Below are 26,765 nucleotides of genomic sequence, written 5' to 3'. Positions count from 1 at the left end.
TGTGTAATCTTTGATTTCTTAACCAATAACCGACCACGCTGCACCCTGTACCGTGCAAACCCTCAGACAGGAACGCGTATTCTGGAACAATGCTCCGATTTCTTCGTGTGATCGGTCCTGCCGTTTTGTTGTTGACGGGCCTGGGCGCACTCTTTATCAGCCTTGCCATTGGGGATGGCGCGGCTCCACGTACCCTCCTTGATCCGGGTCCCGTTGTTCGCTACCTGCTGCCCGTGCTGAAGCTGTTTGTGAACATTTCCGCGGCCCTGGCCCTGGGCTCTCTGGTGCTTGTGTGCTTTGCGCTGTCCGCAAAGCAGAAAGAGTACGGCACCGCCCTTGATGTGGCAGCGGGTGCCGCCGCCGTATACACGGTTTCTGCCGGGGCGCTCCTGGTGGTCACCTTCATCAACGTTACTGCAACACCCTTTGGGTTTGATGAGGCCTTCAGCAGCGGACTGGGTCTTTTTGTGAGCGAGATTGAGCTGGGACGATTGTGGCTCATCACGGTTCTCTTGGCAGCCATCGTCACCGTGCTGTGTTTTGCGGTGCGCGACCGACGGCTTGTCATATTTGTGGCGATTATTGCCGCCGCCTCCCTCGTCCCGATGGCCCAGCAGGGGCATGCTGCGGGCAGCTCGGGTCACGACGTGGCGGTCACGGGAATGATGCTTCACCTGGTGGGGGCTGCCGTGTGGCTGGGTGGGCTACTCACCCTGGTTCTGCTCTTGCGCGCGGTTTCCCCCAAACGCATGGTGGCTATTATTTCGCGGTACTCGTCACTGGCTCTGCTCGCCTTTATTGTTGTGGCTGCCTCGGGGTATGTCAGCGCTCAATTGCGTATCGGGCAGTGGTCCGACCTGCTCACTCCCTACGGCATCCTCATCATTGCCAAGGTGGTAGCCCTGGTAGCGCTCGGGATCTTTGGTGTTCTGCATCGGCAATTTTTGATTCGGCGTATGACCACCCGCCCGGACAGGTACCTCCCCACGTTCTGGTGGTTTGTCCTCGCCGAGCTGGCATTTATGGGGATTGCCTCGGGTGTTGCCGTGGCACTGGGGCGTACCGCCAAACCGCAGGTGCAGCAGCCGGCCTCCGAAATTGCGGATGCAACCCCCGCCCAGATTCTCACGGGTGAGCCTCTGCCGAGGGAACTCACCCCGCTGAGCTACCTGACGGAGTGGCGGTTTGATCTGCTGTGGACCTTCATCGTTGTTCTAGGGATCTTCTTTTATATTGCCGGTGTTCGCCGGTTGAAGGCCAGGGGAGACGCGTGGCCGGTGCACAGAACTGTTCTGTGGGTGACGGGAATGCTCATTCTCTTCTACATCACAAACGGCGCGTTTAACGTGTATGAACGCTACCTCTTTAGCGTGCACATGATGGGCCACATGGTGCTCAGTATGGCTATCCCCATGTTTTTGGTTTTTGGTGCACCCATCACGTTGGCTCTGCGCGCCATTCACAAACGTGGGGACGGTTCATGGGGTGCGCGAGAGTGGATTTTTTGGGCCATTCACACCCCGTTTGCCACCGTGATTACCAACCCGATTGTTGCCGCCGTGCTGTTCGCGGGCTCGCTCTGGGGATTTTATTACACCCCGCTGTTCCGCTGGGCCACAACGGAGCATCTGGGTCATCAGTGGATGATCGTTCACTTCCTCATCACGGGTTACCTCTTTGTGCAGTCGCTGGTGGGTATCGACCCGGTGAAGTATCGATTGCCCTACCCGTTTCGGCTTATCCTGCTCATGGGAACCATGGCGTTCCACGCCTTTTTTGGCCTGGCAATTATGAGCGGTACGGGCTTGATGCTGGCCGATTGGTACGGTGCGATGGGTCGTACGTGGGGGCCGGAGCCGCTGCTTGACCAGCAGAACGGTGGGGGGATTGCGTGGGGCATCGGGGAGATTCCCACCGTGATTCTTGCGATAACCGTTGCGGTGATGTGGAGTAGGCAGGATAAGAAGGATGCTAAGCGTCAGGATCGTAACGCTGCCCGCACCGGTGATGCTGAACTCCACGAGTACAACGCCATGCTTGAAAAGCTCGCACAGAAGGATCAGGTGAGAGCCACGCGGAGTGCCGGGCCTGCGGAGGCGAGCGGAACCACCGTGTCGGAGACCGGGACCGCCACGCCGGAGACCGGCACCGACCCCCGGGGGGAGCAGCGCTAGTGTCCCGGGGAGCGGCACGAACAGTCGGGTATCACTAGCGTCCGATGACGTGACGCTCACACCTGAGGACAGCGCCGACACCGGGGAGCAGGGTCAGTATGCTTTTCCCGACGGAGTCTTCATTGAAAAAAGTGCACGAATGGCGTTACTCGCCGACCCTCCCGGCATCGGTCACCGTGACATCCGCGCGGTGAAAGTGCGCAAAGGATCGCGAGGCCGTTGGCCCCCGCTGCCCCTGATAGCGCGAGTTATACTCTGCAGAGCCGTATGGCTTCTCGGCTGGCGAGGTGAGGCGGAAGAAGCATAGCTGGCCGATTTTCATACCGGGCCAGAGCTTGATGGGGAGCGTGGCCATGTTGGACAGCTCCAGGGTGACGTGCCCCGAAAAGCCAGGATCGATAAAGCCCGCGGTGGAGTGGGTGAGCAGGCCCAGACGCCCGAGAGAACTCTTGCCCTCCAGGCGAGCCGCGATGTTATCGGCAAGTGTGACCTGCTCGAACGTGGAGGCGAGCACAAATTCACCGGGATGCAAGACAAAAGGTGCGTTGGGATCTGCCTCGACCAACCGGGTGAGACCGGGCTGATCAATAGAGGGGTCTATGAAAGGATACTTGTGGTTGTCGAATAGTCGAAAGAAACGATCCAGCCGAACATCAACGCTCGCCGGTTGTACCATCGTTTCGTCGAGGGGGCAGAGACCGATGCGGCCCTCGGACAGCTCTAACCTAATGTCACGATCTGAAAGAAGCACCTTTTCAGCATACTGGTTCTCGGATCGTGCGCAATGAGTCCAGATAGAAATATAACATCGATGTACATAGGGGCAGGCTGTGGAGGAGAATCCGAGGTTGGGGATACCCGGGAGTAGGGAGAACCGGCTAGTCTTAGGGTCGTGACTTCCTTTCCCCCCGAAGTCGTTGCTGCGGTTTTAAACCACATGAACAACGACCACACCGCTGATAGTCTGATTATCGCCCGTGCTTTTGGGCGCCCCGAGGCCACGACCGCCACCATGACCGGAATAGACGATACCGCCGGGACCTGGTCTGTGACAGACTCTGACGGCACAGCGGAGTTACGCGTTCCCTGGGGTCAATCAATTTCGGAGCGCGCGCAGATTCGTCGTGAGGTTGTTCTGCTGTATCGCGAAGCGTGTCGTCGCTTGGGTCTTAACCCATACCCTGAGCAGGACTAGCCCGTGTATTTTGTGGCTGCGCACACTGCGGTGTACCAGAAGAACCAACTTTTTCATCCGGGTTTAGAGAAGACTTCTAATCGGATATTCAGGTTCCGCAGTGGAGAATAGAAGTTAGGGTCGGCTAAGCTTATAAAGCACCTCAACCGTGGGAGTAAAACGTGTCAAATATAGTTTCTTTTTCGCAGATTTTGCGTGAGCGCACCAAGAGTGGTCACAGAGACACCAGTGGGGCTGGGTTCATGGACGACCTCATCTCGGGGCGTGGAACCCGTGAGGACTACGTGGCGCTTGTTAAGCAGTACTACTTCATCTATGAGGCGTTGGAGAATGCAACTGAGCGCATGAAAAACGACCCCGTAGCCGCGGCCTTTATCACCTCGAAGCTCACCCGGCTCCCCGCACTCAAGGCAGACCTAGAGTTCTTGATTGGCGAGGACTGGTTAGAGCAGATTGAAGCTCTTCCCTCAACCCGGGCCTATGTCGAGCGTATTCGCGAGGTCGGCGCAACTTGGAGCGGGGGGTTTATCGCTCACCACTACATTCGTTATCTCGGTGATCTCTCCGGCGGCCAAATTATCCGCACCCTGATGAAGCGTCAATTTGGGTTTGAGACCAACGGCGTAGGTTTTTATCTTTTTGATGAGATTGCAAAGCCAAAGCAGTTTAAAGACACTTACAAGGAACAGCTTGACGCGGTTGACTGGGACGAGGCCGAACGTGATCGTGTGATCGACGAGGTCATTCTGGCCTATGAGTTTAACGGTCTGGTGTTTGACGACCTGGCTCGGGCAAAGGCCGCCGCTGCCGCATAGAAGATAGACGCTATCTTGTGAGGCCGTCACTCCACGGAGCCGCGAGTTCGGTCGTTATTCTTCCTGCGCTGCCGCTGACTTTTGGCTACGTACGGCCTGCATAAAGCGACGCACGCTGTCGTCGACCGTGACATCGGCGGGCCGCAGGGGGCGCGTGAGATAGAGACCGTTGATGTCTGTTATGCGGCTGAGAGCCACGTAGGTTTGCCCGGGACTAAAAGCGCGATTTCCCAGATCTACGATGGCCTGTCGATAGGTTTTCCCCTGTGACTTATGGATGGTCACGGCCCACGCCAGGCGCAGCGGAAATTGAATAAACTCTGCCACTACGTCTTTTGTAAGGGTTTTGGTAAGTGGTGAGTAGGTGTACTTGTGTCGCTCCCAGGCGACCGGCTCAACCTCGTGGAGTTCGCCGTCGACGTTAACCCACACATTGCCATCGATGTGGTCAACGGTGCCCAGGGTTCCATTGACCCAGCGCGCATCGGAGTCGTTTCGCAGGAACATCACCTGTGCGCCGGGTTTCAGTTCAAGGGTTTCGTCTGCCGGATATGCACCCCGGCGGAACTCTCCGTTGATCTCTGCAACGGCGCGCAGTGGAGCCGCGTCAATCTTGCCCAATGCGGTTGCGTTGATGCGGTTTACGGTTGCATTGGTGGTGGCGAGTGTGATGATTCCCTCCGCGGGAGGGGTGCGGCTGCCAGCGGTGTTGAGCTCGTGTGCCATGTCGGCGGTGACAACTCCGTGACGTATCCCGTTGAGGAGTTCTTTGAAGCGGTTGTCTTGTTGCCGGTGAATCTCACTGAGCTCGATGATATTCAGGTCGGCTTCCTGCCATACCCGGGCATCAAAAAACCACAGTGACCGGTAATTATCCGCGTAGTAGGCGCGCTCCTCGGGGTCGCTCGGGGGAACAGGGGGGAGCTGATAGGGGTCGCCAAACATAATCATTTGCACACCGCCGAAGGGTTCGTGGCGTTTTGCGCGTGCCTGACGCAGGGACCGATCGATGCCGTCCATGAGGTCGGAGTTCACCATGGAAACCTCATCAATTACCAGGGTGTCGATGGCGTTGAGGAGTTTTTTGAGCTCGGCGCTCTGATCGATGGTGTGATCCGCGATGATGCCCGTGGGAAGGCGAAAGAGGGAGTGCACGGTTTGCCCCGTCACGTTGAGCGCAGCAACTCCCGTGGGGGCGCAGACCACAATCTGTTTGCTAGTGTTCCACGAGAGGTGATTGAGCAGGGTGGACTTTCCCGTGCCCGCGCGGCCCGTGACAAACACGTGATCACGGCTGTTTTCAATGCGGTCAAACACCGCCTGTTGTTCGGGACTGAGAGTGACCCGCGACATCTGGGTTCCCTCCTCGCGTAGACCCGTCAACCACACCACTCTACAGACCCTGGCTGTTGTTCGGTGTGAGGCTGATAGATCGGGGCGTTATTGGGGAAAGATGTAGTGTGGGAGTATGAGCTCTCCCTTTACCGAGATTACCGATGCTGTAGACCTCTGTCTTGCAAACGGTAGCCTCAACCCCGGTGCTCGTGGTTACACCCGCTCTCCGCTTCATCGCACAAATCTCAGTGGGTGGGGGAGGAACAAACGTTGGGAACAGTGGGGAATTATCACCCCGCGATACATTCTTAAGCTGCTGATATCGAACTTTGACTACGTTTCCGCGAGTCGGTTTTACCTTTACGATCGCCAGACGGGTGAGGAACAGGAGATCGTGGGGACTGTTCCTTTTGGGCGCCGGGTCACGCTACCGGATACCCTGCCACCCTTCACCGCCAATGCCACCACAAAGAATGTGGTGATCAGCCTGATGGACACTCCGCGGGGAACCCGGGTTCGATCATCCGTTAAGGGCGTTGATGTTGATTTACAGGCTGAGCCCGGGGGTGAGAGCCTGGGGGTAGTGGTTCCCTGGTCTCCGAGGCTGTTTCACTACGCGCTCGGAGAGGTGGCTCGGCCCGTGACGGGTGTGATCACCGTGCGGGGTGAGCGTTACGAGCTGCCGACAAAAAAGAGCTGGGCGGTGCTGAATCGAGGTCGGGGACGCTGGCCTTATTCCGCAGCGTGGAATCGGGGCTTCGCCTCGGGAATGGTGCGCCGGAAGCGGGTCGGCCTGCAGCTGGGAGGAGGGTGGACCGCTGGAACGGGTGCCACGCAAAATGCGATTTTTGTTGATGGGAGCATGGACTATATTCCCAATGAACTCGGGTGGACCTTTAGTACCGAGGATCTGAGCCAGCCCTGGAATATTGTGGGGGATCGGGTGAACGTTACGCTCACGCCGTTTCGGGTGCGAAACACCGGTAGAAATAGGTTTGTTATGTCTTCCGAGACCCATCAGGCGTTTGGCGAGTGGTCGGGTTGGGTGCGTCGATCTTCCGGGAAAGAAATTTCCGTTGACGGTCTGGTGGGGTGGGTGGAGGCAGCGTCGCGTCGCTGGTAGCGAGAGGCGCCTGCGTGCCTGGGTGCTGCGCGACCGGGTACCGTGCGATCGGATGCTGCGCGACCGGGTACCGTGCGATCAGTTTCCCGTGCGGGGGCCACCCGTGTGATGACCGCTGGTGTGATCGGTTTTTCGCGATCGACGGGTCGTGTGGCTAACTCAGCTGTTGTTTCTCGTCTTTTACCAGCAGCATGAGGGCAAGACCAGCGGTGAGGATAAGTGTGACACCGAGTATCCCGTAGCGAGTATTTTGCGTTATTGCGACAAAAAGGGTGAAGAGTCCCGGGGCGAGAAAGCTCACGGCTCGACCGGTTGTGGCATAGAGTCCAAAGATCTCTCCTTCTCTTCCTTCGGGAGCGATTCGGGCGAGAAAGCTGCGACTGGCCGATTGAACCGGGCCAACAAAGATGCAGAGGATGAGTCCTGCGATCCAGAAACCCACCTGAGCGGTGCCGATAAAAAGAACGGTAATCGCCGTGACTACAAGGCCAATGAGTGAACCCACGATGATGCGTTTGGGGCCGATCTTGTCATCAAGCCATCCGCTCATAAAGGTGCCAATACCCGCCACCAGGTTAGCGGCAATGGCAAAATAGATGACTTCGTCGGCACTAAAGTGAAAAACGTTTGCGGCGATGATCGCACCAAACGTAAAGACTCCGGCTAGCCCGTCACGAAAGATTGCGCTTGCTCCGAGGAACAGAAGAACTCGGGGGCGTTTGTGATACAGGTCACGAATCGTGTGAAAAAGAATTCGATAGCTGCCCCAGAGGCCCACCCGATTTTTTCTGCGACGTCGGGGAAGGTCGGGAACCGCCACCAGCACGGGTATTGCAAAAAGTGCAAACCACGCCGCCGAGGCCAGGATGGCTACCCGCACGTCGAGTGCTTCCCCCTCACGACCCGAAGGTAGCCCCAGTATTCCGCCGTTTTGGAGAAAAAGGATGAGCAGAAGGGCCAGCAGTACGATCCCTCCGACGTACCCCATGCCCCATCCAAAACCGGAGATTCGCCCCACGGTTTTTGGAGTGGATACCTGCACCAGCATGGCGTTGTTGTTGACGCTGGCAAACTCAAAAAAGATGTTACCCACCGCGAGCAGGGTGGCGCCCAGAACCAGATATTCACGGTGAGGCTCGATAAAGAACATGGCGGCCATAGCCAGCACTACCACACCGGTGTTGACTCCCAGCCAGAGTTTGCGCCGCCCGGAGCCGTCGGATCGCTGCCCGAGCACGGGCGCGATGAGGGCAATGAGTACTCCGGCAACGGTGAGCGCGATTGAGACAACCGAGGCGCTTTCCGCGAGAGCCGCCTTAAGCGCGGGATTTTCCTGGTCACCGTCCGCTGCCGCCACAATGGAGGGGTCGACAAAGAGCGAGCTTGCCAGGTAGGTGCTGAAAACAAAAGTTGTTACCACGGCGTTGAAGGAGGACGCACCCCATTCCCAGAGCGCCCACGAGATGACGCGGCGACGCGGCGCGCGCCCTGCGGGGTCGAGATGGGGTGTAAGTTGTAGGGCTCCCGTGCGGGTGGTGGGGTGCGGGCGAGATATGGGCGGTTTGGTGTGGGGCTCCGCAGCGTTATTGGCGCGTGAGGGACTGTCACCGGAAGGGCTCATGTGCTTAGATTAGCGGTTAAATGACGTGCTGACGATGGTCTACGTGAAAAAATGGTGGGGTGGCCCGGCTACCAAACGGTGTGGGTCTGCGAGTGTGCTATTCCTTAGCGGAAGGGGGGCGGCGTGCGTGTCGAGGTGATACCGACGGGGAATATTGTTGCGCGGGTCGTGAACGTGCTTCCTCGTGATACAACTCTCACCGTTACCTGTCTCCCGCAGCACGGTGTTGCCCGCACGATCCGAGCTTCGCTTGCGCTCGCTGAGGCCGGATTTTTTGTTATTCCTCACCTTGTGGCGCGACAGATTTCGGGCGTGACGGAGCTGAGGAGGCACCTGGACGACCTTCGCGATTCCGGGATTCGTTCGCTGTTTGTGGTTGGTGGGGACGGGAGCGAACAGGCCGGACCGTATGCTGCGGGAGGGGCGCTGCTCCACGAGATTCGGCAGCTTTCGGGCACAGATTTTTCCCTGGGGGTGGCCGCCTATCCCGAAGGCCATCCGCATTTTGATGTGGAAGAGGGGATTTCCCTTCTCCGCAGGAAACAGGAGCTGGCGAACTTCGCGGTAACCCAGATGTGTTTTAGCCCGCAGACTATTGCCCGATTTTTGGGGGACGTTCGTGAGGCTGGAATTGTGATGCCCCTGTGGTTGGGCATTCCCTCGGACGTAAGAGTGCACAGGTTGCTTGCGATTGGTGCTCGTCTGGGGGTGGGCACATCGCTGCGTTTTGCTCGACGGGGTTTTGCGCGTCAACTTCTCACCGGGGGGAAATTCGACCACAGGGCTTTTTCTCGCGGGGTGGATGCCCTGGTGCGGGAGGGCGATCCGATGTGTGAGCCTGTCGGAGAGAGGCGAGCCCCCGATGCAGTTGCGGGATTTGCCGGTGTTCACCTCTACAGCTTTAACGATTTTGAATCGATCGGGCCTCATCAAGAATAAGCGTGCGAATTCTTAACCGTGACACACCGGGGCGCACCTCCCGCATCTCCGCACAGTGAGAATGTGGCAAAAAATCCTGTATTACAATGCATCGTGGAGATCACATCCAGTTTCCTGATCTCGGGTGTACTCACAGAGTTACTCACAGAGGTTATCACCATGAATCCTCCGAAATACAGCGCTTTTTGCGGTTATTCTCTTAACTTTTCCACAGGGCAAAAAACAACTGTGCACAGTCTTAAACGTTTGCCGCCAAGCGTAACTTTCGGGTCTCCACCGCCCCGTCTCCGGCGAGTGGGCCCCGAGCTTTTCAAGGACAGAGGTGTCAATCTGTAGGCATTGGCCTCATAAATTTATGAGCTAAATCGTGCGTGAAAGGATGAGTAGTGCGAGAATGGGCGTATGCCCCGCTTTCTCGATGATTACGGTGTTCCTATTACCTACTACGAGTGGCTCGTAGAAAATCCCAAAGCAATTGTGCAGATTGCGCACGGTGTTGGTGAATACGCTCAGAGATACGCGGAGGTTGCTTCCGTGCTCAACGCCTCCGGCTACTCTGTTATCGCCGACGACCATCGCGGGCACGGTCAGACCGGGCTGGAACAGCACGCGGGAGACTACAGTCAATTAGGGATGCTCGGGCCGGGCGGCCTCCGCGCTGCCGAGAAGGCAATACTGAGGCTGGGGGCCCTCATCCGAATCGAGCACCCCGGCACGCCCCTTGTCTATCTGGGGCACTCTTGGGGATCACTCATGGGTCAGCGTATTCTTAACAAGCATCCACAGGCTTATGATGCTGTTATTTTTTCGGGCTCCGCCTATCGAATGCCCGGTTTTATGGAGAGCGGAGACCTCAATAAGCGCTACACCCGTCCGGGTGGCACCGGGGTTGAGTGGCTCAGCCGCGACGTAGAGGTGCAGAGAGAGTTTTCTGAGGACCCCCTCACCTTTGATGCAAAGGTGCTTAAGCTTTTTGGTCTGCGTGATTCGCTGCGGCTCTTTGGTCGTCCGGGTAAGCACCTTAACGCCGATATGCCCCTGCTGCTTATGGTGGGGGAGTGCGACTCGCTGGGTGGTGAACGTTCTGTTGAGCGTCTTGCTCGGGAATATCACACCCGAGGCGGCCTCCGAAACGTCACCGCCATAATCTACGAGGGTGCGAGGCACGAGATCTTTAACGAGACCAATCGCGATGAGGTGTATACCGATCTGGTGGAGTGGCTAGACGAACAAAACGCAACCTATTCACGGTAGGTTTTGTGTGCGAGAACACACATATCACATAAGCTGTAGAGATGCACGGTGAATTTAAAGTACCTGGTGGCAAACTTGTGGTTGCCGACCTTGAAGTGGTCGATGGAAAACTCAGCGATGTTCGTGTGGCGGGCGATTTCTTCCTTGACCCCGATAGCGCGCTTGACGACATCAACATCGCACTCAACGGAGTATCGAGCGAGGCGGATACCGACACCATTGCCCGGGTAGTGCGCGAGGCGCTGCCACCGGGCGCTCAGCTTTTAGGTTTTAGCCCGGAGGCGGTCGCAACCACTGTGCGCCGGGCCCTGACACACGCTGCGGGCTGGAAAGACTACGATTGGCAGATTATTCACGGGGAACCGCTGGCGCCTGCCGTTCAATTGGCTCTGGATGAGGTTCTGACCACTGCGGTGGGTGAGGGGCGACGTAAGCCAACCCTGCGCATTTGGGAATGGGCAAGTCCCGCGGTTATCCTGGGAAGCTTTCAATCCCTGCGCAACGAGGTTGATCGTGAAAAAGCTGCTAAATACGGGGTTGAGGTTGTGCGCCGTATCTCGGGTGGGGGTGCGATGTTTGTTGAGCCGGAGTCGGCGATTACCTACTCGCTCTACGTTCCGGGTGAACTTGTTCAGGGTCTTAGCTTCGCGGACTCGTACGCGTTTCTTGACGAGTGGGTGCTGGAGGCTCTGCGTGCGCTGGGCATTGAGGCCGTGTACAAGCCGCTTAACGACATCACGAGCCCTCATGGCAAAATTGGTGGTGCCGCGCAGAAGCGTCTGGGCTCGGGGGCGGTTCTGCACCACGTGACCATGAGCTACGATATGGATGCCCAGAAGATGGTAAAGGTATTGCGGATCGGGCGCGAAAAACTCAGTGACAAGGGCACCACCAGCGCCCAGAAGCGGGTTGACCCCCTCCGCAGTCAGACGGGCCTGAGTCGTCAGGAAATTATTTCGTACATGCTTAAGACCTTTGTCGAGTTGCACGGTGGAACTGCCTCGGAGGTTACCCCTGAGGAGTACGAGGAGGCAGAGCGTTTGGCCGAGCAGAAGTTTTCGACGGAGAAGTGGTTGCGACGTGTCCCGTAGCCGTTGCTTGGGTAAAGCGCGCTAACGGTTTCGCGTTTGGATTCTATGGTTTGTGTGGTTGCTCGGATTCTGCGGTCTGTTCGATTGTTCAGACGCTATGCTCTCCTCGCTACCGGTTTCCCCTACGGCGCCTCCGGCTGCTGGCGTGGGCGAAGAAGGTCTTCGTTTTGCGGATGACGGTGGAACCAATCCGCGACAAACGAGCACTCGGGCACGATTGTGTATCGAGTGTTGTGTCGGATATCCTCCACCATTGCCGTCACCAGAATATCCCCCAGGCCGCGCCCACGAACCGCAGGGTTGATAATGGTGTGCAGTGCATGGAATTGATCATCTGCAAGACTGTATACAACCTCGCCTATTGTTGTGCCGTCAAAAAGCAGCGCGTAGCGGCTTTGTTCGGTCTGGTTTTTAACCTCGATGTTGGTGAGATCAGACATGAAAACCTCCTTGTGGTTATGTCATAAGCCTATGCTGGTTCGTCTTGGAGTGTAGTGAGTGCAAGACTAGAGTGTTGTGAAGATAGGTGAAGATAACGTAATGACCGATGTGGAAAACGGATCCGGCATGGCAACTAATCGTGTTCTTATTGGCGATAATTTGCCGCTGCTCAAGAGCATGGGGGACGAGAGTTTTACGCTGATTTATGTTGATCCTCCCTTCAATACGGGTCGCTCGCAGACCCTGCAGCAGACCGTTGCGGTGCGTTCTTCCGAGGGGGTTGTCGGCGGTGTCAACGGTTTTCAGGGGAAGACCTACGAGCGCATTCGTGGTTCGCTGCGCAGTTACGACGATAGTTTTGACGATTACTGGGGCTTTCTGGAGCCTCGGATACTCGAGGCCTGGAGACTACTCACCGCAGATGGCACCCTGTATGTGCATCTGGACTATCGTGAGGTTCACTATGCAAAGGTTCTGCTCGATGCGCTCTTTGGTCGCGAGAGCTTTTTGAATGAGATCATCTGGGCATATGACTATGGCGCAAAGTCCAAGAATCGATGGCCTACCAAACACGACACGATTTTGGTGTACGTGAAGGACCCTAAGAAGTATCACTTTGACTCAGAAACGGTTGATCGGGAGCCCTATATGGCCCCCGGGCTGGTGACTGCGGCCAAGGCGAAGCGAGGCAAATTACCCACCGATGTGTGGTGGCACACAATTGTGTCCCCCACGGGTAAGGAAAAGACTGGTTATCCCACTCAAAAGCCCCTGGGTATTTTGCGCCGTATTATTCAGGCCTCGAGTCGTCCGGGCGATACCGTGCTGGACTTTTTTGCGGGGAGCGGAACCACCGGGGCTGCGGCGGCGGAGCTCGGGCGGAACTTTGTTCTGATCGATCAAAACCCCGCGGCTATCGAGGTGATGCGTCTGCGGTTGCCTGCGAATACGGAATTTGTGACCACGTAGGTTAACGGTAGAAAAATACTTGAGTCGAGTTGGCTCAACTTTATTGACACGGGATATCGAGCGTTACTAAAATATGAGTGAACCCGACTCAAGTCTTTGGTGATCCCAAAGTTTCCGGCCTTCCACACCGATTCAAGGGTTTCCCATGAAGAGGCGCAGAGCAGGAGATTTCGGGAAAACCACGGAAGAGTCCGCGGTTGAGCACGAAGAGCCATCGTGAGGTGGCTCACAGACTTGCGCTGGTCATCCCGGCGCAGCGAAACTAAGGAGATAAGCATATGGCACGTGCAGTAGGCATCGACCTGGGAACAACCAACTCGGTTGTCTCCGTGCTGGAGGGTGGCGAACCCACCGTTATTACTAACGCCGAGGGTTTTCGTACCACCCCGTCCGTTGTTGCGTTTAGCAAAGACGGAGAGGTTCTGGTGGGAGAGACCGCAAAGCGTCAGGCCGTCACCAACGTGGATCGCACCATCGCATCCGTCAAGCGTCACATGGGAACCGACTGGTCCGTTGACATCGACGGCAAGAAGTACACGGCGCAGGAGATTTCGGCCCGTATCCTGCAGAAGCTCAAGAGGGACGCCGAAACCTACCTGGGAGACAGCGTAACCGACGCCGTTATCACGGTTCCCGCTTACTTTAACGATGCCGAGCGTCAGGCCACCAAAGAGGCCGGAGAGATCGCGGGACTCAACGTCCTTCGAATCATCAACGAGCCCACCGCGGCGGCTCTGGCATACGGCCTTGACAAGGGCAAAGAAGACGAACTCATCCTCGTGTTCGACCTTGGCGGTGGAACGTTTGACGTCTCACTGCTTGAGGTGGGTAAAGATGACGACTTCTCGACCATCCAGGTTCGTTCCACCTCGGGAGATAACCGTCTCGGTGGCGACGATTGGGATCAGCGAATCGTTGACTGGTTGGTCATGCGTTTCAAAGAATCCACCGGTGTTGACGTGAAGGGTGACAAGATTGCGCTGCAGCGCCTGAAAGAGGCCGCTGAGCAGGCTAAGAAAGAGCTGTCCAGCTCCATGAGCGCCAGCATTCAGCTGCCCTACCTTTCACTCACCGAGAACGGTCCGGCCAACCTCGATGAGACCCTCACGCGCGCAAAGTTTGAGGAACTTACCAAAGATCTCCTTGAGCGTACGCGCAAGCCCTTCGAGGATGTTATCCGCGAGGCCGGTGTGAAGGTGGGCGATATCGCTCACGTTGTGCTCGTGGGTGGTTCAACCCGTATGCCCGCCGTGACCGATTTGGTGAAGAAACTCACCAACGGGCGTGACCCCAACAAGGGTGTTAACCCGGATGAGGTTGTTGCCGTTGGTGCGGCCCTCCAGGCGGGTGTTCTTAAGGGTGAGCGAAAAGACGTTCTTCTTATCGACGTCACGCCCCTGTCTCTCGGTATCGAGACCAAGGGCGGCATGATGACCACGCTTATTGATCGCAACACCGCCATCCCCACCAAGCGAAGCGAAACCTTCACCACCGCGGACGATAACCAGCCTTCGGTATCGATTCAGGTTTTCCAGGGTGAGCGTCAATTCACCCGTGACAACAAGAATCTAGGAACCTTTGAGCTTACGGGAATCGCCCCCGCCCCGCGCGGAGTTCCCCAGGTTGAGGTCACGTTTGACATCGATGCCAACGGTATCGTTCACGTGTCGGCCAAAGACAAGGGAACCGGTAAAGAGCAGTCGATGACCATCACCGGTGGCTCGTCGCTCTCGAAGGACGACATCGATCGTATGGTTCGTGAGGCCGAGGAGCACGCTGAGGAAGATAAGAAGCGTCGTGAGACCGCGGAGACTCGTAACAGCGCCGAACAGCTGGCCTACTCGACCGACAAGCTCATCTCCGAGAACGAAGACAAGCTTTCATCCGACGTCAAAAACGAGGTTCAGGCAGACGTCGACGCCCTCAAGACCGCGCTGGCGGGTGAGGACGACGACGCAGTCAAGACGGCGTTTGACAAGCTGAGCGAGAGCCAGGTCAAGCTTGGCGAGGCTCTCTACGCTCAGGCACAATCCGAGGCGGCCGCTTCCGAGCAGCCCGCTAACGAGTCAAGCGATGAAGACGTGGTTGACGCCGAAGTGGTTGACGACGAAGACGAGAACAACAAGAAGTAGACTCGTTACTGTGGCTTGTGTTCCGGGGCTGTGACCGGTTGTACAGCCCCGGAACGGGCGTTGCGCGTTGAATGGGTTGTGAACCGCTGTGGGTAGTGGTGTTTGCAACCCATCCGGGCTGGCTTACCCGGGCAGAACTCACACAACGTGAAGAATTTCAGGAGATACACACATGACTGATCACAACAAAACCCCAGACGAGCAGGGTGTGCCGGAGAACGGTGAGGCCTCGGGGCCGGGAGAAGACGTACAGGATGTCGCGGCGGAGGCACAGGACGATGAACTCACGGTGGAAGACATCCTGAGTGCGGCGCAAGATAAACCCGAAGACGACGCAACAAACGAGCACCTTAACGATCTCAAGCGTTTGACCGCGGAGTACGCCAACTATCGCAAACGCACCGAGGCAAACCGCGAGCTTGAGAGGCAGCGTGCCGTGGCCAGCGCCCTCAGCGTATTTTTGCCGGTGCTGGACGACCTCGACCGGGCCGAAAAGCACGGCGATCTGGAGGAGGGTAGCGCTTTTCGCACGATTGCTCAGAAAACGCGCGGTATCGTTACGGATCTCGGACTAGCCGAATTTGGTGAGGTGGGAGAGCCGTTTGATCCCAACCACCACGAGGCGATTACGCAGGTTCCCAACCCTGCGGTAACCGAGGCATCCGTTCTTGAGGTTTTTGAGAAGGGCTACCGCCTGGGTGAGGTGCAATTGCGCGCAGCCAAGGTGGTTGTTGCGGTGCCCGCTGATGGCTAGTCAAGACTGGTTTGATAAAGACTTCTACAAGGTGTTGGGGGTCAAGAAAGACGCTTCGGAGGCCGAGCTTAAGAAGGTCTATCGAAAACTGGCGCGCAAGTACCACCCCGACTCCAACCCGGGTGATGCCAAGGCCGAGGCCAAGTTTAAAGAGGTGAGCGAGGCCTACTCCGTTCTGAGCGATAAGAATCAACGCGAGGAATACGACCAGATCCGTGCGATGGGTTCCGGTGCTCGCTTTACCTCCGGTGGAGGCTCGGGTGGGTTCGAAGACGTCTTTGGCGGACGGTTTGGCGGCACTCGTGGCCAGCAATACAGCTATCAAACGGGCGGTGCGGGTTTCGAGGATATTCTCGGGGGCATGTTTGGCGGTCAGGGTGGATTCGGTACCACGAGTGGTGGATACCGCGGCTTTGGTGGACCGACGCCGGGCCGTGACGTGGCCGCGAGCGTTACGCTCGACTTTGAAACCGCTACGCGGGGCGATACCGTATCCCTCTCCACCTCCCAGGGAAACACCATCAAGGTGAAGATTCCGGCGGGTGTTGCTGACGGTCAAAAAATCAAGGTGCGGGGTAAGGGAGAGCCGAGTCCCGACGGGGGCGAGGCCGGAAATATCGTTCTCACGGTCAACGTTCGTAAACATCCCGTGTTTGAGCGGGAGGGGCTGAACCTGCGTGTTGTTGTTCCCGTTACCTTCGTGGAGGCCACCCTGGGTGCCACCATTGAGGTCCCCACACTGGGCGGAGATCCTGTGCGATTGCGGGTTGCCCCGGGTACCCCCAGCGGGCGTATCCTGCGGGTAAAGGGCCGCGGGGTTCACACCAGCAAGGGAACGGGCGATCTTCTCGCCGAGGTGCAGGTGGCGGTTCCATCACATCTGAGCGATGAGGCGCGCGCGGCGCTTGAAGAGTTCAGCAGGGTTGGCCCAGAGGAAAATCCGCGTGACGAAATATTGGCGCGGGCTCGCACTTAGTAGAGTCTGGGTAAAAGCGGGGTGATGACGGTGAGAGCGCAGTATTCAGGTTATCCTGGAGGTATGGATGAACAATCGCCGGTTTTTGCGATTGCGATGGCTGCCGAACTGGCTGATATGCATCCTCAAACCCTGCGTCAATACGATCGTTTGGGGTTGGTTTCTCCACAGCGCACGGCGGGTAAATCGCGTCGTTACTCTCTGCGCGATGTGGAGCAGTTGCGGGAGATCGCTAAGCTGAGCGCCGCGGGAATCACCCTGGAGGGGATTCGCCGCATTCTCGAGTTAGAAAATGAGGTTTCGGGTCTGCGCCGTCGGGTGCGTGACCTCGAAGCGGCACTCAGCGATGAACTCCTGAGCAGGCCGGGCAGTCGGGTATTTGCGGCTGGTCCTGCGGGAGACGTCACCTCGCTACGCCATGGAACCCGCACGCGGCGACGCACCGAGGTTGTGGTGTGGCAGTCTAAGAAAACCACGTGAGAGATTTTCCGGTCGAGCGTCTGCGCCGCTATCCCGATATTGAGGCGGATAATCTGAACGCGTGGGATGCCACGGACCGCTATCTTCTTGATGAGACTCGCGTGACGCGGGCGGCTCTGGGCCCGCACGAGATCGTGGTGGTCGGGGACAGATACGGCGCGCTTTCCCTTGAGGCCGTTCACGACGGTGCCCGGGGGGTTCGGGTGCATCAGGACGGGCTGAGTGGGGAGCGAGCTCTCCTGCTCAATGCGCCGCGAGTGGGGGTTGATCCAACGCAGGTCACCCAGCTTCCCCTCGGTGATAAACAGGCGGGAAAGAAACTCTTTGACGGGGCCAAACTGGTGTTGCTGCAGCTTCCGCGAAGCCTGGACGCGCTCGACGAGATTTCCCAGAATATCGCGCGTTTTGCGCCCGAGGCCAGGCTCTATGCCGGCGGGCGGGTGAAGCACATGACGCTCTCCATGAACGAGGTCCTGAGGCGCTACTTCTCAGAGGTTGTCCCCGGTCGCGCCCGGCAAAAGTCACGATTGCTTGTGGCCTCCGGAAGCGCGGGCGGGGAGGCCGATCTTACCTACCCTCACGAGGCCCGGGATGCTGAGCTGGGCATCGAGGTGTTTGCGCACGGGGCTGCTTTTGGAGGAACACGGGTCGACCCGGGAACGCGATTCTTGTTGAAAGCCATGGACGGGGCGAGGAGTGCGGCTCGGGGGCTTGGCGGGGTGCGGGAGGCAGCCCCGACGCGTAACGGGGTGGGCACGGCGGGTGAAACACTCGGGTCCGGCCCACGCATCATCGATTTGGGGTGTGGTACCGGGGTGATAGCGAGCGTGCTGGCGCGGCGGTTTCCCGAGGCCTTTGTGATTGCCGCGGATCAATCGACGGCGGCGGTTCTTTCCGCTCGTGAAACTGTGATCCGCAACCGGGTGGCGGCTAGGGTCGAGGTGGTTCGTGACGACGGTCTTGATTCACAGCCTTCCGGGAGCGCCGACCTGATTGCGCTGAACCCGCCGTTTCACACGGGTGCCACCGTGCACACCGGAATTGCGCTTAAGCTCTTTGATCATGCGGCCCGTGTGCTGCGTTCGGGTGGCGAACTGTGGACTGTATACAATAGTCATTTGCGCTATAGGGACGCTCTGGAGAGGATCGTGGGCCCCACGGGGCAGGCGGCTCGTAACGAACGCTTTACCGTTACCGTTTCTCGGCGAGAAGTGTAGGGATGAATGGGGTTCTGTTGGGGTTTCCCGGATCTTTTGTGTTCTTGAGATTTATTAAACACCACTGTCAGGGGTCAGGGTTTAGGATAAAAATCTACGCCGAAATCGTTAGCGATTGACGGGCTGCGGGTTCGACTCTACGTGTTCCGTGCCTGGTAGAGCATTTGCGTGGCAAAATTAAAGTGTTCAAAACAATAAAAAATAAGATAAAAGCACCATAGGGTGATTAAGTATTATAAAGTAACAAGCAGTAATCGTTATCCGTTTCATATAATTTCACTATCTGGAAAGTATTCTGGTGATTCTTCTATCCCTTGTGATTCGTCACGCTAAGCCGTATCGGTGGTGGGTCGCAGCCGTCTTTGTTTTGCAACTTATCTCCACTATTGCGGCGCTTTACCTCCCCAGCCTCAACGCTCAGATCATCGATAGGGGTGTGGCTCAGGGCGATATCGACTTCATTTGGAATACCGGCCTCCTCATGCTTGCGGTGTGTCTAGTGCAGGTGGCCACAGCGATCGGGGGCGTGTACTTTGGCGCTCGCACGTCGATGGCCCTGGGTCGCGATCTGCGTCGTGAGGTTTTCCGCAAGGTAGACTCCCTCAGCGGTCTCGATGTTGGCCGCTTTGGCTCGGGAACCCTGATCACCCGCAACACCAACGACGTCCAGCAGGTTCAGATGCTGGTTCTTCTTGCGCTCAACTTCATGGTTACTGCCCCAATCATGTCTATCGGTGGAATCATCATGGCCCTCCGTGAAGACGTGGGTCTGTCGTGGCTCGTGTGGGTTTCGGTTCCCCTGCTCATGGTGGTGGTGGGTACTCTTGTTTACTTCCTCATGCCGCTCTTTCGTCAGATGCAGGAGCGCATCGACGGCATTAACAGCATTCTGCGCGAGCAAATTGTGGGCATTCGGGTGATCCGCGCCTTTGTGCGGGAGCCCTTTGAGTCTCAGCGCTACGGCACCGCAAACCAGGCGATTACCAGGGTCTCGATCAGGGTGGGTAGCCTCTTTGTCCTGATGTTCCCCATTATCATGTTGATTCTGAACCTCGCAACCGCGGCGGTTGTCTGGTTTGGCGGTCAGCGCGTGGGTGCCGGTGAGATGCAGATCGGTGCGCTTACCGCGTTTATTCAGTATCTTATGCAAATTTTGATCGCCGTCATGATGGGAGTGTTCATGGTCATGATGGTTCCTCGTGCCCTGGTGTGTGCCGAGAGAATTCAGGAGGTCATCAGCACGGTTCCCAGCCTCACCACCCCACACGAGGCCACGGTACCGACCCCCACAAAGGGTCGGGTTGAGTTTAAGAACGTCACGTTTGGTTATCCGGGCGCTGAACTTCCTGTGATCGAAGGCATGAATTTTGTCGCGGAGCCGGGTCAGACCACCGCGATTATCGGTTCCACCGGTTCGGGTAAGAGCACGCTGCTCAACCTTATCCCCCGTCTCTTTGATGCGCAGCAGGGCAGCGTCACCATCGATGGTGTTCCCGTTTCCGACCTTACCCGCAAACAGCTTGCGCAGGTTGTGAGCATCGTTCCGCAGCGACCGTACCTTTTCTCGGGTACGATCGCCTCGAACCTGCGTTTTGGTCGGCAAGAGGCCACCGACGAAGAACTCTGGAACTCGCTCCGTATCGCACAGGGGGAAGACTTTGTTCGCGAGAAGAGCCACGGCCTAGACTCGCGCGTTGCCCAGGGCGGCACCAACGTTTCCGGTGGGCAGCGCCAGCGACTGAGCATCGCGCGTGCCCTGGTGGCGCAGCCCCGGGTTTACCTTTTTGACGACTCCTTCTCTGCTCTCGACGTCACCACGGACGCGCGGCTTCGTGCCGCCCTGGGGCCGGCCACAAACGACTCCACGGTTATTATTGTTGCCCAGAGGGTATCCACCATTACGGAGGCCGATCAGATTTTGGTTGTAGACGACGGAAAAATCGTCGACCGCGGAACCCATCAGCAGCTCCTCAAGAGCAGTCCAACCTATCGTGAGATCGTTGAGTCTCAATTTGACGAGGCAGAGGCGGTATAACGATGGTGCGCAATAAGAAAACAAAGAAGACAGACTCGATCGAGGCCGCCGCTTCAGCAACCTCCGTTGATGAGTTCGACCCCGAATTCGAAGAAGAAGACTACAAGCCCTCAGAAGCAGACGGCGACATGTTTGGCGGTGGAGCACCGGCCAAAAAGGCAGAGCATTTTTGGCCGTCTGCAAAACGCCTGGTCGGTTTACTCAAACCCGAGCGCCTACAGATGTCCCTGGTTGTTGTCCTCGTTATTATCTCTGTGGTTTTTACCGTTATCGCTCCCCGTGTTCTGGGTAGCGCGATGGACGTTATCTTTAACGGATTCCTGGGTAGCCAGCTTCCCAAGGGGGCGTCGCTCGATCAGGTTATTGCCGAGGTCCGCGCGCAGGGTAACGACCAATTTGCAGATATGCTGAGCGGAACCTCTGTGGTGCCGGGGGAGGGCATCGACTATGGGGTGCTTGGCCGCCTCATCATTCTGGTACTTGCGCTGTACTCTGCCGCGTCCCTTTTTATGTGGGCTCAGGGGTATATCCTCAACCGTTTGGTGATGCGTGTGGTTTACGGACTGCGTCAAGACGTTGAGATCAAGCTTAACCGTCTGCCCCTCAGCTATTTTGATACCCGGCAGCGCGGCGATCTGATGTCTCGCGTGACCAACGATGTGGACAACATTCAGACGGCCCTGCAGCAGGCGTTCTCACAACTTGTGCAATCGGCCCTCACCGTCATCGGTATTGCGGCAATGATGTTTATCGTGTCTTGGCAACTCGCTCTCCTCGCTCTCATCGCGTTGCCTCTGTCGGCGATTATCGTTGGGGTCATCGGCGTTCGTTCGCAAAAGCTCTTTGCGGCTCAGTGGAAAAACACCGGTACTCTTAACGGCCATGTTGAAGAGTCTTTCTCGGGCCACGAGATCATTCGAGTCTTTGGTCGCGAAGGCGAGATGCTTGAGCAATTTGACGAGAAAAACGAAAAGCTTTTTAGAGCCTCGTTTGGCGCCCAATTTGTATCGGGCATGATCATGCCCGCCATGACCTTTGTGTCGTATCTGTCATACGTGCTCATCGCCGTTGGCGGCGCCCTTCGAGTGTCCGCAGGACAGATGACCCTCGGTGACGCCACCGCCTTCATTCAGTATTCGCGCGAGTTCGCGCAGCCGCTGAGTGAGATGGCGGGTATGGCCAATATGCTGCAATCGGGTGTTGCCTCTGCCGAACGCACTTTTGAGCTGCTTGATGCCGAGGAGCAGCAACCCGAGACCGCAACCGTTCAGCTTCCCTCACACACCGACGGGCACGTTGAGTTTGACAGGGTCGCCTTTAGCTACATTGCGGATAAGCCGCTCATCGATAGTCTCTCCTTCTCCGCTCAGCCTGGCCAGACCGTGGCCATTGTGGGGCCAACCGGCGCCGGTAAGACCACACTGGTCAACCTGGTGATGCGTTTTTACGAACTCACGGGCGGGCGTATCCTTCTCGATGGAGTCGATATCGTATCGCTGTCTCGTGCAACTCTTCGCTCGCAGGTGGGTATGGTTCTGCAGGATGCGTGGTTATTTGAGGGAACTATTCGTGAGAACATCCGTTACGGGCGCCTTAATGCAACCGATGATGAGGTGGTTGCCGCCGCACAGGCCACCATGGTAGACCGCTTCGTGCGACAGTTACCCGAAGGGTATGACACGGTTGTGGACGCCGACGGTGGAAGCATTTCAGCGGGTGAGCGTCAGCTCATCACCATCGCTCGTGCGTTTATTGCAAACCCCTCGTTGCTCATCCTGGATGAGGCAACGTCGTCTGTGGACACGCGAACCGAGCTTTTGGTGCAGCAGGCTATGTCGGCGCTGCGCACCGATCGCACCTCGTTTGTGATTGCCCACCGCCTGTCAACAATTCGCGACGCCAACACCATTCTCATGATGGAGTCTGGTCGCATCGTGGAGCAGGGAAATCACGACGAATTGCTTGCCGCGCGAGGCGCCTACCACAGCCTCTACATGTCACAATTCATGGGGGGTGCCGAGGAGGAGCAGGTGTCTGCTCCGCACATGGGACAGATAGACGTGGCAGGAAAAGACGGCTCGAATAACTGACAGATATAGAGAAACGCGCCACGACAAGAAAAAGATCACAGCAAAGAACTCAGAAGGAAAGTACTGAGGGTGTGTTTTGCCTGTCGCAGACCCGTGCGAGATAAAGCGCTGAGGCCGGCAAGGCGCACCCAAGAAAGTCAGAAACTGGTTATTCGATGGTCAAATTTTTTGACTAGGCGTTCTGTTTACCGGATTTTCTGCTCAACCCCTGTAGAATCGTCGTAGGCTTGGGTAAATTCTGCGCCGGCTCGATATCACTTCAATCTTGGACTCAAATTAGTACAGTAACGTGACGAACCCAAACTCATCAACTACCTCCACTGTGTCCCAGCACAAACCCCTACGTATTGTTATGGGCTGTGACACCTTTTATCCGGACATTAACGGCGCGGCTCGCTTTGCGGAGCGCCTGGCTGCGGGTCTTGTTGCGCGGGGGCACGATGTCCACATTGTTGCTCCGTCTAAAAAGCATCGCCTCACGGGAACCTTTATCGAGACCATCGAGGGTACGGATATGACGGTGCACCGCTGGGCTAGCTGGCGCTGGTATCCGCACGATTGGTTACGATTTGTGCTGCCGTGGACCGCCAAGGCGCGTGCTCGCAAATTGCTTGATCGGGTAAAGCCTGACGTGGTGCATTTCCAATCGCACATTGTTATTGGTCGAGGTCTGGCTATTGAGGCGGCTAAGCGCAATATTCGAATTGTGGGAACAAACCACGTGATGGCCGAGAACATTCTCGATTTTGCCACCATTCCCGAATCGTGGAAAGAGTGGTTTGTGCGCACCTCGTGGAAGTCGGCGAGCAAAGTTTTTCGCACTGCCTCGGCGGTTACTACCCCCACCCGCAAGGCGGCCGATTTCCTGGAGTATCACAGCGGGCTCACGGGTGTGATCCCCGTGAGCTGTGGCATCGACGCTTCCAACTACACGGCTGACCTTGCGCCGCGCACCCACAATCGGGTACTTTTTGTGGGGCGTCTCACCACGGAAAAACAGATTGATGTGTTGCTGAAGGCGATGGCTCAGCTTCCCGAGCACTTGAACGTCACGCTTGATATTGTGGGCGGTGGCGATCAGGAGAACAACCTGAAGACTCTCTGCGCAAAGCTTGGGTTGAACGATCGTGTTACCTTTCACGGACGGATCAGCGATGATGAGCTTCGCCGTATCTACACGGCGGCCTCGGTATGGGCGATGCCCTCGATTGCCGAGCTTCAGAGTATCGCCACCATGGAGGCGATGGCCTCCGGTCTCCCCGTTGTGTGCGCGGATGCCATGGCGTTGCCACACCTGGTGGATGATGGAAAAAACGGTTATCTTTTTGAACCGAGCAGCGTGAAGGACCTGACCGAAAAACTATCGCTTGTGCTGGAGGCATCGCCCGAGCGCTATCTCGAAATGCAGAAGGCTTCTCTTGAGGGGGTTCGGGTTCACGATATTAACCGAACCATTGCTACGTTTGAGGCTCTGTACCGAGGGGACCCCGTCTGAGCGGGTGCCCGCGCGATCTGACATACCTGTAAAGCGACGAAGTATCTCATCGAACTGCCCTGAATACGCGGTTGATACTGCGATTGATCACCTAGTGTGGAATTATGGCTTCTTTCGAGAACAAAAAGACCACTGTTCATCGCTGGGTTTTTTGGCCCGCTGCCATTGTGGTGGTTTTGTTTGTGGTCTTTGCTGCAACCCTGCCAAACGTTGCGGACAGCTTTTTTGACACCATTCAGTCGAGTATCGTCAGAAACTTCAATTGGTATTACGTTCTGCTCGCCACCTTTTTTGTCATTTTTTGTCTCTGGGTGGGGTTTGGCAAGTTTGGCGAAATCAAGCTGGGTAAAGATGCCGACGAGCCGGAGTTCTCGTTTGGTTCCTGGCTCTCACTGCTGTTTGCGGCGGGAATGGGCATTGGGCTCGTCTTCTACGGGGTGAGCGAACCTCTTAGCCACTTGGCCAATCCGAGGCCGGGCGCAACCGGTACAGAGGTGGAGCTGGCACAGCAGGCCATGAGTCAAACGTTTTTGCACTGGGGTGTGCACGCCTGGTCAATTTATGTGGTGATCGGGCTGGCGCTTGCCTACGCCATTCACCGCCGAAACCGCCCAATCTCTATCCGTTGGACTCTTGAACCAATTCTGGGGAAACGGGTGCGGGGTGCGTGGGGAAACGTGATTGATGTGGTTGCGCTGGTGGGAACCCTCTTTGGTGTGGCGACCTCACTGGGCCTTGGTGTGATTCAGATCAGCGCGGGTCTGGAAAGTGCCAACATCATTCAGGCCTCCGATTTTGTCAATATTGTGATCATCGTCATTATTACGGCTGGAGTGCTCTTTTCCGTGCTCTCGGGTGTGTCAAAGGGGATGAAATGGTTGTCCAACTTCAATCTGGTGTTGGCCGCGCTCATGGTCCTTGTGATTCTGGTCCTCGGACCCACACAGTTTCTCTTGCGTGAGTTTGTGCAGTCTGTGGGAAGCTACCTAGAAAACTTTGTGGGTCTCTCGTTTAACGTGAGTGCCTTTCAGGGCGTCGAGGGCGAGCTGTGGCAGGGAGCTTGGACCACGTTTTATTGGGGCTGGTGGATTTCCTGGGCGCCGTTTGTGGGTATTTTCATCGCCCGTATCTCCAAGGGACGCACCGTGCGACAATTTGTTGCGGGTGTGATTATCGTACCGACGGTGATCACGCTCCTGTGGTTCAGTGTTCTGGGGGGAACCGCGCTCTATCAGCAAATCGATGGCGGTGGCGGGCTGATCGGCCCGGATAATACTGTGGATATCGCCGGGGCGCTTTTCCAAATGCTCGACCGTCTACCGGCGGGCTCCGTTCTCACCATCGGTGCAATTGTGCTGATCGCGATCTTTTTTATCACTTCGGCAGACTCCGGCTCTTTGGTGATGGGAATGATCGCAACGGGGGGCGAGGTTGAACCCAAGAACTGGGTGAGGGTGTTTTTTGTTATTATAACCTCGCTGCTGGCTATCGTTCTGCTCCTTGCTGGTGGGCTCAACGCACTCAAAACGGCGGCGATCACAATCTCGTTGCCCTTCTCCGTGATCATGATTGGTATTTGCTGGTCCACCGCGGTGGCGTTTGCTCGCGAAACCCGAGCCTACGAAAAAGCTCGTCGGGCAGCGTTTGTGAATCACATTGGAGACTATTACGGTTTGGAGGTAGACGCCCCGATTGAGCGTGAGAACAGGCTCAGCCTGCGCCAGCTATTGAGTAGTCGGAAGCGTTATAGCCCACGAACCGACCCGTTTAACGCTGCCTCGTATCCGGAGGGGCATCCGAGGCATCTGGGGTCTCAGGAGTCTCACCCCGCTCAACAAGACGAAGAAGACCCGGGGCAGCACAGTAATCATCACGGTTCTTAGCGACCCCACTCGGGGCTTGCACTGTCTCGCCTGACCTACTTTGTTCACCGAGCCTGTTGGTGCTGCCCGGCCTGTATCGAGTGTTGTTTCTTGTCTCGTGAACCCAGAGGTAGTGTGATTTTATCCCGGTGTGAGCCCTGTGAAGTGTGGGGTAGTGTGTGGGTATGACTCGTTACGTGGCGCTGCTCCGCGGGATAAACGTGGGTGTGATCACTCTTAAGATGGTGGACGTTCGCCAGGTTTTTGAGGATGTGGGGCTTAAAAGCGTTCGTACGGTCTTGGCCAGCGGCAACGTTTTGTTTGAGTCCGATTCCACCGTTACCCACCTAAAACCGCTGATCGAAAAGGCTCTCGGCGATCGTTTTGGCTACCAGGCGTGGGTGCACGTCGTGGAGATTACGCGTGTCAGACGGATTATTGAGGACTACCCGTTTGACGGGGGGCGGGACGGTTGGCATCCGTATGTGGTTTTTGTGTCTGAGCGGGACGCTCTGACCGAGCTCGTGGAATTGCGGGAAGCGGGTGCGGATCAGGAGGTTGTTGCGTCGGATCAGGAAGAGGCGGTTGCTCCGGGTGATGGGGTCATCTACTGGACGGTGAGGAAGGGCAATAGCCTGGGCAGCCCGTTTGCGAAACAAATGGCGCGTGCTCGCTACAGGGCGGTGAGCACCACCCGCAATCTGCGCACGTTGCAAAAGCTTGTCTGAGGGTGTGTACAGATAGAGGAGACACACCTTAGGGATTGC

Annotated in this window: 22 protein-coding genes; 18 read left to right on the top strand and 4 right to left on the bottom strand. The window is 56.9% G+C overall.

Annotated elements, in window-relative coordinates; genetic code table 11:
* Positions 1 to 89 precede the first annotated feature (89 nt).
* Complete coding sequence (locus tag FrondiHNR_RS12715) at positions 90 to 2,174, top strand: cytochrome c oxidase assembly protein (RefSeq protein WP_279353138.1); 2,085 nt, start codon at positions 90 to 92, stop codon at positions 2,172 to 2,174.
* Between the two features lie 145 nt (positions 2,175 to 2,319).
* Here the strand turns inward: FrondiHNR_RS12715 and dcd are convergent, their stop codons facing one another.
* On the bottom strand, positions 2,320 to 2,925 hold the full coding sequence (dcd, locus tag FrondiHNR_RS12710; RefSeq protein ID WP_279353137.1) for a dCTP deaminase: 606 nt from the start codon (positions 2,923 to 2,925) through the stop codon (positions 2,320 to 2,322).
* Between the two features lie 141 nt (positions 2,926 to 3,066).
* Between dcd and FrondiHNR_RS12705 the strand changes: the two genes are divergently transcribed.
* Positions 3,067 to 3,369, top strand: coding sequence for a DUF2470 domain-containing protein (locus FrondiHNR_RS12705; RefSeq protein ID WP_279353136.1), 303 nt, complete (start codon positions 3,067 to 3,069; stop codon positions 3,367 to 3,369).
* A 161-nt stretch (positions 3,370 to 3,530) separates the two neighbouring features.
* The gene (locus tag FrondiHNR_RS12700) at positions 3,531 to 4,184 is read left to right on the top strand and encodes a biliverdin-producing heme oxygenase (protein WP_279353135.1); all 654 of its coding nucleotides are present in this window, start codon (positions 3,531 to 3,533) and stop codon (positions 4,182 to 4,184) included.
* Positions 4,185 to 4,238: 54 nt separating this feature from the next.
* Here FrondiHNR_RS12700 and FrondiHNR_RS12695 read toward each other — a convergent pair whose 3' ends face one another.
* Positions 4,239 to 5,537 (bottom strand): AAA family ATPase, encoded by a 1,299-nt coding sequence (locus tag FrondiHNR_RS12695; protein WP_279353134.1) that lies wholly within the window; start codon positions 5,535 to 5,537, stop codon positions 4,239 to 4,241.
* A gap of 115 nt (positions 5,538 to 5,652) precedes the next feature.
* Here FrondiHNR_RS12695 and FrondiHNR_RS12690 point away from each other — a divergent pair, with 115 nt between their 5' ends.
* Positions 5,653 to 6,642 (top strand): DUF2804 domain-containing protein, encoded by a 990-nt coding sequence (locus tag FrondiHNR_RS12690; protein ID WP_279353133.1) that lies wholly within the window; start codon positions 5,653 to 5,655, stop codon positions 6,640 to 6,642.
* 154 nt (positions 6,643 to 6,796) lie between these two features.
* Here the strand turns inward: FrondiHNR_RS12690 and FrondiHNR_RS12685 are convergent, their stop codons facing one another.
* Positions 6,797 to 8,263, bottom strand: coding sequence for an MFS transporter (locus FrondiHNR_RS12685; protein ID WP_279353132.1), 1,467 nt, complete (start codon positions 8,261 to 8,263; stop codon positions 6,797 to 6,799).
* Positions 8,264 to 8,386: 123 nt separating this feature from the next.
* Here FrondiHNR_RS12685 and FrondiHNR_RS12680 point away from each other — a divergent pair, with 123 nt between their 5' ends.
* From FrondiHNR_RS12680 to FrondiHNR_RS12670, 3 genes are all read left to right on the top strand, one after another.
* Positions 8,387 to 9,202: a methylenetetrahydrofolate reductase gene (locus FrondiHNR_RS12680; RefSeq protein WP_279353131.1), complete on the top strand. Its 816-nt coding sequence runs from the start codon at positions 8,387 to 8,389 to the stop codon at positions 9,200 to 9,202.
* 402 nt (positions 9,203 to 9,604) lie between these two features.
* A complete protein-coding gene (locus tag FrondiHNR_RS12675) occupies positions 9,605 to 10,456 on the top strand; it encodes an alpha/beta hydrolase (RefSeq protein WP_279353130.1) in 852 nt (283 codons plus the stop codon).
* Positions 10,457 to 10,497: 41 nt separating this feature from the next.
* Positions 10,498 to 11,547, top strand: coding sequence for a biotin/lipoate A/B protein ligase family protein (locus FrondiHNR_RS12670; RefSeq protein ID WP_279353129.1), 1,050 nt, complete (start codon positions 10,498 to 10,500; stop codon positions 11,545 to 11,547).
* 122 nt (positions 11,548 to 11,669) lie between these two features.
* Here FrondiHNR_RS12670 and FrondiHNR_RS12665 read toward each other — a convergent pair whose 3' ends face one another.
* Positions 11,670 to 11,987 carry a GNAT family N-acetyltransferase gene (locus FrondiHNR_RS12665; protein ID WP_279353128.1) on the bottom strand — a complete coding sequence of 106 codons (318 nt, stop codon included), beginning with the start codon at positions 11,985 to 11,987 and terminating at the stop codon, positions 11,670 to 11,672.
* 127 nt (positions 11,988 to 12,114) lie between these two features.
* On the opposite strand from FrondiHNR_RS12665, the gene FrondiHNR_RS12660 reads away from it, so the two are divergent.
* From FrondiHNR_RS12660 to FrondiHNR_RS12610, 11 genes are all read left to right on the top strand, one after another.
* Positions 12,115 to 12,957 carry a site-specific DNA-methyltransferase gene (locus FrondiHNR_RS12660; protein ID WP_279354561.1) on the top strand — a complete coding sequence of 281 codons (843 nt, stop codon included), beginning with the start codon at positions 12,115 to 12,117 and terminating at the stop codon, positions 12,955 to 12,957.
* Positions 12,958 to 13,235: 278 nt separating this feature from the next.
* The gene (gene dnaK, locus FrondiHNR_RS12655; protein WP_279353127.1) at positions 13,236 to 15,089 is read left to right on the top strand and encodes a molecular chaperone DnaK; all 1,854 of its coding nucleotides are present in this window, start codon (positions 13,236 to 13,238) and stop codon (positions 15,087 to 15,089) included.
* Between the two features lie 172 nt (positions 15,090 to 15,261).
* Positions 15,262 to 15,843, top strand: a complete 582-nt coding sequence (locus tag FrondiHNR_RS12650; RefSeq protein WP_279353126.1) for a nucleotide exchange factor GrpE — start codon at positions 15,262 to 15,264, stop codon at positions 15,841 to 15,843.
* Entirely contained in the window at positions 15,836 to 16,819 is a 984-nt protein-coding gene (locus FrondiHNR_RS12645) for a DnaJ C-terminal domain-containing protein (protein ID WP_279353125.1), read from the top strand. Before FrondiHNR_RS12650 ends, FrondiHNR_RS12645 begins: the two co-directional genes overlap by 8 nt.
* 63 nt (positions 16,820 to 16,882) lie before the next feature.
* Positions 16,883 to 17,299 (top strand): MerR family transcriptional regulator, encoded by a 417-nt coding sequence (locus tag FrondiHNR_RS12640; RefSeq protein ID WP_279353124.1) that lies wholly within the window; start codon positions 16,883 to 16,885, stop codon positions 17,297 to 17,299.
* Positions 17,296 to 18,516, top strand: a complete 1,221-nt coding sequence (locus tag FrondiHNR_RS12635) for a methyltransferase (RefSeq protein WP_279353123.1) — start codon at positions 17,296 to 17,298, stop codon at positions 18,514 to 18,516. The genes FrondiHNR_RS12640 and FrondiHNR_RS12635 overlap by 4 nt, the downstream gene beginning before the upstream one ends.
* Positions 18,517 to 18,817: 301 nt before the next feature.
* Positions 18,818 to 20,551 carry an ABC transporter ATP-binding protein gene (locus FrondiHNR_RS12630; protein ID WP_279354560.1) on the top strand — a complete coding sequence of 578 codons (1,734 nt, stop codon included), beginning with the start codon at positions 18,818 to 18,820 and terminating at the stop codon, positions 20,549 to 20,551.
* A 2-nt stretch (positions 20,552 to 20,553) separates the two neighbouring features.
* Positions 20,554 to 22,641 (top strand): ABC transporter ATP-binding protein, encoded by a 2,088-nt coding sequence (locus tag FrondiHNR_RS12625; protein ID WP_279353122.1) that lies wholly within the window; start codon positions 20,554 to 20,556, stop codon positions 22,639 to 22,641.
* A 352-nt stretch (positions 22,642 to 22,993) separates the two neighbouring features.
* A complete protein-coding gene (locus FrondiHNR_RS12620; protein ID WP_279354559.1) occupies positions 22,994 to 24,136 on the top strand; it encodes a glycosyltransferase in 1,143 nt (380 codons plus the stop codon).
* 104 nt (positions 24,137 to 24,240) lie between these two features.
* Complete coding sequence (locus tag FrondiHNR_RS12615; RefSeq protein ID WP_279353121.1) at positions 24,241 to 26,019, top strand: BCCT family transporter; 1,779 nt, start codon at positions 24,241 to 24,243, stop codon at positions 26,017 to 26,019.
* Between the two features lie 164 nt (positions 26,020 to 26,183).
* Positions 26,184 to 26,726 (top strand): DUF1697 domain-containing protein, encoded by a 543-nt coding sequence (locus tag FrondiHNR_RS12610; protein WP_279353120.1) that lies wholly within the window; start codon positions 26,184 to 26,186, stop codon positions 26,724 to 26,726.
* The last annotated feature ends 39 nt before the right edge of the window (positions 26,727 to 26,765 follow it).

The organism is Lysinibacter sp. HNR (assembly GCF_029760935.1).
Taxonomy (GTDB): domain Bacteria; phylum Actinomycetota; class Actinomycetes; order Actinomycetales; family Microbacteriaceae; genus HNR.
This window is presented reverse-complemented; position numbering and strand designations above follow the sequence as displayed.